This is a genomic window from Pseudomonas sp. DSP3-2-3 (assembly GCF_049898225.1).
Taxonomy (GTDB): Bacteria; Pseudomonadota; Gammaproteobacteria; order Pseudomonadales; family Pseudomonadaceae; genus Aquipseudomonas.
Window position 1 is genome coordinate 1 of the sequence record NZ_JAFCXH010000059.1, and the last position, 10,064, is coordinate 10,064.

Annotated in this window: 11 protein-coding genes; 2 read left to right on the forward strand and 9 right to left on the reverse strand. The window is 59.1% G+C overall.

The features are described 5' to 3' along the window. Window positions 1–130: 130 nt before the first annotated feature. The 5 genes from ACP7E4_RS29940 to ACP7E4_RS29960 are packed head-to-tail and all read right to left on the reverse strand — an operon-like array spanning window position 131 to window position 4,122. Window positions 131–763 carry an SCO family protein gene (locus ACP7E4_RS29940; RefSeq protein WP_426119829.1) on the reverse strand — a complete coding sequence of 211 codons (633 nt, stop codon included), beginning with the start codon at window positions 761–763 and terminating at the stop codon, window positions 131–133. Continuing rightward, window positions 760–1,659 (reverse strand): heme o synthase, encoded by a 900-nt coding sequence (gene cyoE, locus ACP7E4_RS29945; RefSeq protein ID WP_426119831.1) that lies wholly within the window; start codon window positions 1,657–1,659, stop codon window positions 760–762. The genes ACP7E4_RS29940 and cyoE overlap by 4 nt, the downstream gene beginning before the upstream one ends. Window positions 1,660–1,664: 5 nt before the next feature. Beyond that, entirely contained in the window at window positions 1,665–2,777 is a 1,113-nt protein-coding gene (locus ACP7E4_RS29950) for a COX15/CtaA family protein (protein WP_426119832.1), read from the reverse strand. A gap of 9 nt (window positions 2,778–2,786) precedes the next feature. Next, window positions 2,787–3,380 carry a hypothetical protein gene (locus tag ACP7E4_RS29955; RefSeq protein WP_426119834.1) on the reverse strand — a complete coding sequence of 198 codons (594 nt, stop codon included), beginning with the start codon at window positions 3,378–3,380 and terminating at the stop codon, window positions 2,787–2,789. Then, window positions 3,346–4,122, reverse strand: a complete 777-nt coding sequence (locus ACP7E4_RS29960; protein ID WP_426119835.1) for an SURF1 family protein — start codon at window positions 4,120–4,122, stop codon at window positions 3,346–3,348. Before ACP7E4_RS29960 ends, ACP7E4_RS29955 begins: the two co-directional genes overlap by 35 nt. Window positions 4,123–4,193: 71 nt before the next feature. Here ACP7E4_RS29960 and ACP7E4_RS29965 point away from each other — a divergent pair, with 71 nt between their 5' ends. Next, window positions 4,194–4,397, forward strand: a complete 204-nt coding sequence (locus tag ACP7E4_RS29965) for a twin transmembrane helix small protein (protein ID WP_426119837.1) — start codon at window positions 4,194–4,196, stop codon at window positions 4,395–4,397. 48 nt (window positions 4,398–4,445) lie between these two features. On the opposite strand, the gene ACP7E4_RS29970 is transcribed toward ACP7E4_RS29965, so the two are convergent. The 4 genes from ACP7E4_RS29970 to coxB form a co-directional block, all read right to left on the reverse strand. Continuing rightward, window positions 4,446–5,333, reverse strand: a complete 888-nt coding sequence (locus ACP7E4_RS29970; protein WP_426119838.1) for a cytochrome c oxidase subunit 3 — start codon at window positions 5,331–5,333, stop codon at window positions 4,446–4,448. Window positions 5,334–5,346: 13 nt separating this feature from the next. Further along, window positions 5,347–5,904: a cytochrome c oxidase assembly protein gene (locus ACP7E4_RS29975; protein ID WP_426119843.1), complete on the reverse strand. Its 558-nt coding sequence runs from the start codon at window positions 5,902–5,904 to the stop codon at window positions 5,347–5,349. Between the two features lie 139 nt (window positions 5,905–6,043). Further along, complete coding sequence (gene ctaD / locus ACP7E4_RS29980) at window positions 6,044–7,636, reverse strand: cytochrome c oxidase subunit I (RefSeq protein WP_426119839.1); 1,593 nt, start codon at window positions 7,634–7,636, stop codon at window positions 6,044–6,046. Window positions 7,637–7,691: 55 nt separating this feature from the next. After that, the gene (coxB, locus tag ACP7E4_RS29985; RefSeq protein WP_426119840.1) at window positions 7,692–8,816 is read right to left on the reverse strand and encodes a cytochrome c oxidase subunit II; all 1,125 of its coding nucleotides are present in this window, start codon (window positions 8,814–8,816) and stop codon (window positions 7,692–7,694) included. Window positions 8,817–9,194: 378 nt separating this feature from the next. Here coxB and ACP7E4_RS29990 point away from each other — a divergent pair, with 378 nt between their 5' ends. Further along, the gene (locus ACP7E4_RS29990; RefSeq protein WP_426119841.1) at window positions 9,195–9,845 is read left to right on the forward strand and encodes a hypothetical protein; all 651 of its coding nucleotides are present in this window, start codon (window positions 9,195–9,197) and stop codon (window positions 9,843–9,845) included. Window positions 9,846–10,064 lie beyond the last annotated feature (219 nt).

Consider the following 10,064-nt stretch of genomic DNA (forward strand, 5'->3'; position numbering starts at 1 on the left):
ACAGGGAGTTACGTTTGGTCGTATGCTTTTTCATGGACTCGCCCTCGCTGTCGTTGGCTTCTTAAGAATGCCACCGTGGCGCTACAGACGCCTCGGCTTGGGCGAGTCCATCCAATTACGGGGGCTGGGGTTATTTGCGCTGCAACAACCCCGGCAATTGCGCCACCAGCTTCTGGTTGTTCAACGGCGCACGAATGAACCCGCGTTGCGTGCCGTCCGGGCCAAGCAGCGCCAGGTTGCCACTGTGATCCACGGTGTAGTTCGGTTTGCTGGTGTCGGCGGGTATGAACGGAATGCTCACCGCGTTGGCCAGTTTCTGGATGTCCGCAACGGACGCCGTCAGGCCAATGAATTCCTTGTCGAAATATCCCAGGTATTGCTTGAGCTGCGCCGGCGTGTCGCGGTTCGGATCGACGCTGATCAGCACCACCCGCAGGTTGGCCGGCACATCCTTGGGCAGTTCGCTCTTGATCTGCCGCAGCTGGGCGAGGGTGGTCGGGCAAATGTCCGGGCAGAAGGTGTAACCGAAAAACAGCACCGTCCACTTGTCCTTCAACTCGCTGACGACCACTGGCTGACCATCCTGATTGGTCATCTTCAGGTCAGGCAGGTTGCGGCTTTGCGGCAGCAGGATGACCCCGGCGTCGATCAGTGCAGTCTGGTCGCCCTGGCCCTTGCCCGAGAGCACGCGGTTGACGGTCAGGCCGAGAATCAAGGCAACGATGGCAGCGAGGATAAAAACGGTCTTCTGGGTTCGAGTCATAGGGTCAACAGTAAGTAGTGGTCTACGAGCAGCGCGATGAACAGCAGGAACAAGTAGTAGATCGAGTACTTGAAGGTATTCATCGCCGCGTGCGGCCGAGCGCCACGGTACAACACCCAGGTCCATTGCAGGAAGCGCGCGCCAAGTCCCAGGGCGCAGAGCAGATACAACAAACCACTCATCTGGATGACATACGGCAGCAGGCTGACCGCCAGCAAGATCAGCGTGTAGAACAGGATATGCACTTTGGTGTAGTGCTCGCCGTGGGTGACCGGCAGCATCGGAATGTCGGCCTTGGCGTATTCCTCCTTGCGATGAATCGCCAGCGCCCAGAAATGCGGTGGCGTCCAGGCGAAGATGATCAGCATCAGCAGCAGCGGTTCGGCGCTGACATGTCCGGTCACTGCGACCCAGCCCAGTAAAGGTGGCGCAGCACCGGCCAGCCCGCCGATGACAATGTTCTGCGGCGTCGCACGCTTGAGGAAACCGGTGTAAATCACCGCGTAACCCAACAACGAGGCCAGCGTCAGCCAGGCCGTGAGTTGATTGGTGAAGGCCAGCAGCAGCGCCTGGCCGCCCAGCGCCAGGATCAGCGCGAACGTCAGCGCGGCGCGTGGCGACACACGGCCCACGGCAATCGGTCGTTTGTGGGTGCGGGCCATCAGCGCGTCAATCCGCCGATCCACCACATGATTGACCACTGCCGCGCCACCGGCGCAACAGGCGATGCCCAGATTGCCAAACACCAGCACCGCCCAGGGCACGCCCGCGCGAGTCGCGAGAAACATGCCCACCAGCGAGGTAATCAGCATCAGCACCACGACCTTGGGCTTGGTCAGCTCCAGATAGTCGCGCCAGAGCGCCTGGTTGTGGTGGGCGTGGGTGAGTGTGGTCATGAGCGTTATGACCCTTGTGGGAGCGAGCTTGCTCGCGAAGTGACAGGTACATTCGGCAGACTATCCGCGCTGCTGACATAGTTTTCGCAAGCAAGCTTGCTCCCACGAACGGCATGCTCGCTGCGTTCCGGCACCCGAACGACTACCCGAACCCGAAAGTTAATCAGCACCATGCTCAGCATCAGCGCCGCGCCGCCTGCGTTATGCGCGACGGCAACCGCCAGCGGCAGATGAAAAAGCACATTGCTGATGCCCAGGCCAATCTGCACGCCCAGTGCCAGCAGCAACAGCGTCGCCATACCCTTGAAACCGGCTTTCCTCAGTTGCCATGCCAGGGCGAGGAGGGAGAAGGTCACCAGCAACGCACCAACGCGGTGAGTCAGGTGAATCGCGGTGCGGGCTTCGCTGTCGAGCTTGCCGCCCAGATAATTCGGGCCGATGTGTTGCGTCAGGTGAAAGCCATTGGCGAAATCCGCATCTGGCCACCATTGGCCCTGACAGGTCGGCAGATCGGTGCAGGCCATCGCCGCATAGTTGGAACTGACCCAGCCACCCAAGGCAATTTGCACAGTCACCAGCAAGATACCGATGGCCGCCATACGGCGCAGGCGCACCGGCAGTTGCGGCTGGATCGGAAAAGCGCCACTCAGGCGCACCGTCAGCAGAAACAGCAAGCTCAGGGTTGCGACGCCGCCCAGTAAATGTGCCGTGACCACTTGCGGCCAGAGTTTGAGTGTCACCGTCCACATGCCGAATGCCGCCTGGGCCAATACCACGCCCAGCAGCACCAATGGCAGTTTCAGCGGTTGCTCCGCGATATGCCGCCGCTGCCAGGCTTGCGCCGCCAAGAGCAGAATCAGCAGCGCCAGTCCTCCGGCGAAATAACGATGGGTCATTTCGTTCCAGCCTTTTTCGGCATGGACCGGCGTGTCCGGGTAATGCAGCTCGGCGTGGGCCAGCTGCGCCTCGCTGGCCGGCACGCTGATGAAGCCATAACAACCCGGCCAGTCAGGGCAACCCAGCCCGGCATGGGTCAGCCGCGTGTAGGCGCCGAGTAACACCACGAACAGCGCCAGCAGCGTGGCAAGCAGGGCGAGACGAAATCCGGGCTTGGTCATGACGACCCCCTATCCGATATTCGACAGTTTCAGCAGCTGGCGCAGATCGTTGAGCAAGTCCTTACCATTCACGTCCACGCCGTAGCGCAGCACAAGGTTGCCGTGGGGATCGACGATCCAGAGTTGTGGCACCTCGATGCCAGGCGCGGTTTTTTGATAACGCGGCAGCTCCAGCGGATAGCGCTGCAATTGCGGGTATTCCCGGGTCAGTCTGGCGGTGTAGTCGGCGTCCAGCGGTTGGGCTGCGGCCAACGCGTGACTGGCGCGAGACGCGTCGCGCCCCAGGCCGATCTGAACCTGCCGGGCCAGATACACCAGATGCTGGCATTGGGCTTCACACGTCTTGGGTGCGCTGACCAACAGCTGCCAGCGCGACTCGTCGGCCTGTACACCGAGGTCGGCGCGGCTTTGACCGTTGCCGATCATTTCGCCGTGGAAGCTGCGGTTTTCCGGCACCCAGAACTTGAATTTGTACATGCTGGTGGCGAGGATCATTGGGCCGATAGCCACCAGCAATACCAGGATCAGCTGCCAACGGCCCTTGCGACGGTTCAGCGGCGGGCGTGACTCAGACGTGCTGGTGGGGTTCATGACCGTTCCCATGGTTGTCCTCCTTGGCGTTGTTATTGTTGTTGTGTTTGTTGTTGCTCTGCGCGGTGTGCCAGCCCAGGTACAGATAAAGGCCGGTTAGCGCAGTCGCCAACGCAAACCACTGCACGGCATAGCCCAGATGTTTTTCCGGCCCCATCGCGACCAGCGGCCAGTCCAGTCGGTAGGCGCCCAGCTCCGACGCCATGCGCAATTCCTGGGGAAAACCGTCGCGGCCCAGTTCCGCCCAGAGCTTGCCCGCATCCACCGCCGTGACCAGTCGCGGCCACGGCGCGTTGGCCGTATCTGCGTGCAACTGAAAGGTGGCGCCGGGAGCCACGTAAACCCAGGCCTGCACATCGAGCATCTGAATCGGCGTCTGAAACTGTGGCGGCGTACGGCGATCAGGCCATGGCAGCCAGCCGCGATTGAGCAGTATCCACAGCCCGCTGGCCTGATCCTGAAAGGGCTGGAGCAGCTCGACGCCGACCTTGCCTTCCCGGGTGCTGTTGTCGAGCAACAGACTGTGTTCCGGGTCGAAGCGTCCGCGCAGCTGCACACGGCGATAGGCCGGATCGATGCTGGTTACTAATTGTTCGATCGGCACCGATTCTGCTGCACGGCGCTCGGCATAGTGGGCGAGTATCACGCGTTTTTCTTCGCCGCGACCCAGTTGCCAGAAGCCGAGCGCGATCAGGCACGGCAGCAAGGTGAACACCACCAACGTCGGCAGCAGGCCTGGCGCAAAACGCTTCATCGCTGCGCCCGGCCTGACTGTGCGTCCCCACCTATACTCCATTGCATCGCGTTTGCTCCTGGAGTTGCCTGATGCTCAAAGCGGCGATTGTCCTGATGTTTCTCGCCACCACTGTCAGCCTGTTCAGCGGCCTGTTCTTTCTGGTCAAGGACGACAGCCATTCGACGCGTCTGGTGAAAGCACTGACCATCCGCGTCAGCCTGGCCGCGATTACCCTGGCACTGATTACCTGGGGCTTTTACAGCGGCCGACTGGTTTCGCATGTGACGTGGTAGAAAGAGGCAGCTTCAAGCTTCAAGCTTTGAGCTTGCCGCTTGCCGCTTCTAAAGCACATACACAAATACAAACAACCCGATCCACACCACGTCCACGAAGTGCCAATACCAGCTGGCTGCCTCGAAACCGAATTGATGCTCGGCGTCGAAATGCCCGCGCAGGACCCTCATCAGCATCACGAACAGGATGATGGTGCCGATGGTGACGTGTGCGCCGTGAAAGCCGGTGAGCATGAAAAACGTCGCGCCGTAGATGCCCGAACCCAGGGTCAGGCCGAGCTCTTTATAGGCGTGCACATATTCTTCGGCTTGCAAGGTCAGGAAGCTCAGGCCCAGCAGCACGGTGATTGCCAGCCAGATTTTCAGCGCGCCACGATGGCCTTTTTTCAATGCGTGGTGGGCGATGGTGATGGTCACGCTGGAGCTGACCAGCAGGATCGTATTGATCAACGGCAAGTGCCACGGGTCGATAATGCCCTTGGGCGCCGGATACAGTTTCGGGTCCGGCGTGTTGAGCATCGGCCAGGTGTATTCGAAATTCGGCCAGAGCATGTGCGCGATGGCCTTGGAGCCTTCGCCGCCCAGCCACGGGCCGGACCAGTAACGGATGTAGAACAGCGCACCGAAGAAGGCGACAAAGAACATCACCTCGGAAAAAATGAACCAGCTCATGCCCCAGCGAAACGAGCGGTCCATCTGCGCGCTGTACAGGCCGGAGCGACTTTCCTTGATCACTGTTCCGAACCAGCCAAACATCATGTAGGCGATCAGCAATCCGCCGACGAAGAAGATCAGCGGCCCGTGAGATTCCGGGCGCGCGGCCTTCATGTCGTTGAACCAGGTGCCCAGGCCATACATGGTCGTCAGCAACCCGAAGGTGGCGATGATCGGCCATTTGCTCTGCGCCGGGACGTAGTAATGCTCATGCACTGCCATATGTTTCTCCTTGCTAACCGCCATTGTTCGCGACACGCGCGGCAGGGGGTTGGCGAGCGGTAATGTCGAACAGCGTGTAAGCCAGCGTCAGGTGTTTCACGTCCTTGGGCAGGTCGCGATCAACAATGAAACGCACCGGCATTTCGATCCGCTGGCCCGGTTGCAGCACTTGCTGGGTGAAGCAAAAACATTCGGTCTTGTGGAAATAAACCGCCGCTGCGCCTGGTGAAATACTCGGCACCGCCTGCGCGGTCATGGGTTTGTCGGTTGGGTTCTGGGCAATGAACAGCATCTCGTTGACCGCTCCGGGATAAACCTCCAGCTGCTCGGCCTTGGGATAAAAACCCCAGACCATGTCCACCGCATTGGTCGACAGAAACTGCACCCGCACCCGGCGGCTTTGATCGATGACTTGCGAGCCTTCATACGCATCGCCGGTCTTGCCATTGATGCCGAACGCCTTGCACATCACGGTGTACAGCGGCACCAGCGCGAAACCGAACGCAAACATCGCCACCACGATCAGTAGCAGGCGAGTGACCAGGCGTTGGTTCGGGCTCGGATTGGTCATCTGGAACAGGACCTGTTGGAGCGAGCGGGCGGCGATTCCGACTTGCCCGCGAATAGATTGGTACATCCCCAAAATATTTCGAAACAGGCACATCGCTTTCGCGGGCAAGCCTCGCTCCAACGAACCTCAATAAGAGCTGTCATTTCACCTCCGGCGGCGTCGTGAAGGTGTGATACGGCGCGGGTGACGGGATGCTCCACTCCAGGCCTTCAGCCCCATCCCATGGCTTGGCGGGAGCTGGCTCGCCGCCGCGAATGGTCTTGATCACGATGAACAGGAAGAAAATCTGCGTCGCGCCAAAGGTGAATGCACCGATCGACGACACCATGTTGAAGTCGGCGAATTGCAGGTTGTAGTCCGGCACCCGACGCGGCATGCCTGCCAGTCCTACGAAGTGCATCGGGAAGAACGCCATGTTCATGCCGACGAAAGACAGCCAGAAGTGCAGCTTGCCCAGGGTTTCGTCGTACATGTGCCCGGTCCATTTCGGCAGCCAGTAATAGGCAGAAGCGAAAATCCCGAAAATAGCGCCAGGCACCAGCACATAGTGGAAATGGGCGACGACGAAGTAAGTGTCCTGATACTGGAAGTCCGCAGGCGCAATGGCCAGCATCAAGCCGGAGAATCCACCGATGCTGAACAGGATCACGAACGCCACGGCAAACAACATCGGCGTCTCGAAGGTCAGCGAGCCTTGCCACATGGTGCTGACCCAGTTGAACACTTTTACCCCGGTCGGCACGGCGATGAGCATGGTGGCGTACATGAAGAACAGCTCGCCCACCAGCGGAATGCCCACCACGAACATATGGTGCGCCCAGACCAGAAACGACAGGAACGCAATGCTCGCCGTGGCGTAGACCATGGAGGTGTAACCGAACAAAGGCTTGCGCGAGAAGGCCGGAATGATCGAGCTGACGGCACCGAAGGCCGGCAGGATCATGATGTATACCTCCGGATGGCCAAAGAACCAGAACACATGCTGGAACAACACCGGATCGCCGCCGCCCGCCGCACTGAAGAAGCTGGTACCGAAATGAATGTCCATCAGCATCATGGTCACGCAGCCGGCGAGCACCGGCATCACCGCAATCAACAGGAACGCGGTGATCAGCCAGGTCCAGACGAACAACGGCATTTTCATCAACGTCATGCCGGGTGCGCGCAGATTGAGGATCGTTGCGACGACGTTGATGGCGCCCATAATCGAGCTGATGCCCATCATATGGATTGCGAATATAAAGAAGGTCACGCTTTCAGGTGCGTAGGTCGTCGACAGCGGGGCGTAGAACGTCCAGCCGAAGTTAGGTCCACCGCCCGCCGTGAACAGGGTCGAGACCAGCAGAATAAAGGCAGCGGGCAGCAGCCAGAAGCTGAAGTTGTTCATCCTCGGCAGCGCCATGTCCGGCGCGCCGATCATCAACGGGATCATCCAGTTTGCCAGCCCGACAAATGCAGGCATGACCGCGCCGAACACCATGATCAGGCCATGCATGGTGGTCATCTGGTTGAAGAACGCCGGCTCGACGATTTGCAGTCCCGGCTGAAACAGCTCGGCGCGAATCACCATGGCGAATGAGCCGCCCAGCAAGAACATGGTGAAGCTGAACCACAAGTACAGCGTGCCGATGTCTTTGTGATTGGTGGTCAACACCCAGCGCATCAAGCCCTTGGCGGGGCCATGTGCATGGTCATGGCCCGCGAGGCCATGGTCGTCGATGACTGCACTCATGATCTGTCTCCTGCCAGAATCTGGCTGGTAGCTTTGTGGCCGACCGTCAACTGATTCATTTCTGCGCCTGCTTCAAAGCCAGCACATCCTTGGGCGTGACCATGTCGTTGGTGTTGTTGCCCCAGGCATGGCGTTCGTAAGTCACTACCGCCGCGATATCCACTTCCGACAGTTGCTTGCCGAACGCGGCCATGGCGGTTCCGGCCTTGCCGTTGAAAACGATGTTGAGGTGGGCGTCTTTGGGGCCGGTGGCGATCTTCGAACCCTTGAGCGCCGGGAACAGCGGCGGCATGCCCTGGCCCTCCGCCTGATGGCAGGCCACGCACGTGGTGTGATAAACCTTGTCGCCCCGGGCAACCAGTTCTTCGAGGGTCCAGTCCTTGCTGGTCAGCTCCTTGAGTTTGGCGCTTTCTTCCTTGCGGCCCGCCAGCCAGGTCTCGTAATCCGCCTTGGATTTGGCCTCGACCACAATGGGCATGAACCCGTGGTCCTTGCCGCATAGCTCAGTACATTGGCCGCGATAGATGCCGGGCTTTTCGATGCGGGTCCAGGCTTCGTTGACGAACCCCGGTATCGCGTCGCGCTTCACCGCAAAGGCTGGCACCCACCAGGAATGGATGACGTCGGCCCCGGTCACCAGAAAGCGCACTTTCTCGCCCACCGGCAGCACCAACGGCTCATCAACCTCCAACAAGTAGTGCTCGCCCTTGTCGTCGCGGTTGTGGATCTGATTGGTCGTGGTGGTCAGGTTGCTGAAGAATTCGACGTCCTGGCCCAGGTACTTGTAGTGCCATTTCCACTGGTAGCCGGTGATCTGGATATCGATATCAGACTCACTGGAGTCGTACATCTTGATCAGGGTTTTGGTCGCCGGGATCGCCATGACCACCAGAATCAGCAGCGGCACTATGGTCCACATGATTTCGACTTTGGTGTTTTCGTGGAAGTGCGCGGCCTGCTGGCCGGTTGAGCGCCGATGCACAATGATCGACCAGAACATCGCGGCAAAAACGACGACACCGATCACTACACAGATCCAGAAAATGGTCATGTGCAGATCGAAAATCGCACTGCTGGTTTCAGTCGCTCCCGGCGCCATATTCACTGTCCAGGCGGCGTGCGCCTGGCCGAATATCAACCACAACAGGAGGCCCATCCAAACTGGTGGATGACGCGTCATCACGGGTTCCCCTTTTATTCTTGTTGTCCCGCGGGTTTTCACCAGCGGTCAAGCTTCAAGGGAGCGGCTGCCACGTCAACTACACCATGACCGCATCAGACACTTTTTCTGTGCTGCGGCCATCAGCCAGCTTCCTTCAATGGCGAGTATAGCCACGCGAATCAGCTACGCAACGCACTGGTAAAAACCGCCGAGTGGGCTATGTGCATTGTTAATAAGTTTGAATAAATGCGTATTTTTGTCCGAAAAGCCCTTTTTAATAGCCATTCCACATAAATGTGAATCTGTTATGACAAATGCGTCTTAGCGAGCGTCTCAAGCAGGCTACCTTAAGACTTCCCCTATAACCCCCTGGTTTTACCGCCGTCAGGAGACTTCATGAACACCGCCGCTTTGCGCGAGCAGATTCAACACGCCCACCAACATGAGGCCAGTACCGGCCAGTTATTGCGTCAACTGGAAATTCAATTACCGCACCTGCATCCTGCCATCCACCTTCCTGAGGTTGATGCAAAAGGGGTGTTGAATCGTTTCGTGACAGCGTACATCGATCTGGTCCCGGACCTGCTGGATGCGGCCCATGGAGTGTCTATCGACGCGGGTATCGAGGGGCAGATCAAACCCGTACTGAAAATCGCCGAGCACTTCTTCACCACGCCGCCCGCGATCATGCAGGGCCATGAGGGGCTGGACAGCCTGCTGGACGAGGCTTATCTGGCCCATCGTCTGGTGGAAGAAGTGAATGACCTGTACATCAAGCACTTCGGCCAGCCGCTGATCCCGTCCAATACCACGGTCGCCAGTGTGATCGCCCATCAGCTGATCGGCGAGACTTTCGCCAACCAACTGGATGAAGCGGTTCACCACGCTCTGGATGAATTGCTGGATGAGGACAGCTTCGCTCTGGATTCAGTGGAAGCCTATCGCGAGCGCCTGAGCAGCCCGGATACAGAAGCCGCCTGGAAGCGCTGGCCAAGTCTGTCGCGCCAGCTGGGCGTTGGCCTTGAGCTGGAGCGCAGCAAGGCTTGAATGGGTTTTGATGGTGTGCGTACAACGCCCGTATTCCCTGAATTGAAATACATTTTGTTGGAGATTCTATGCCTGGGGGCAACCGCCAGGCGCCGCAGAAGTATTGTCTGAACCGACGCCTTCCCGGCTAAAGCCGGTCCCACTGTGGGACCGGCTTTAGCCGGGAAGACGGCATTCCAGTAGACGCAAATGCATCGGCTGTACGTCCAGATCCGTTGG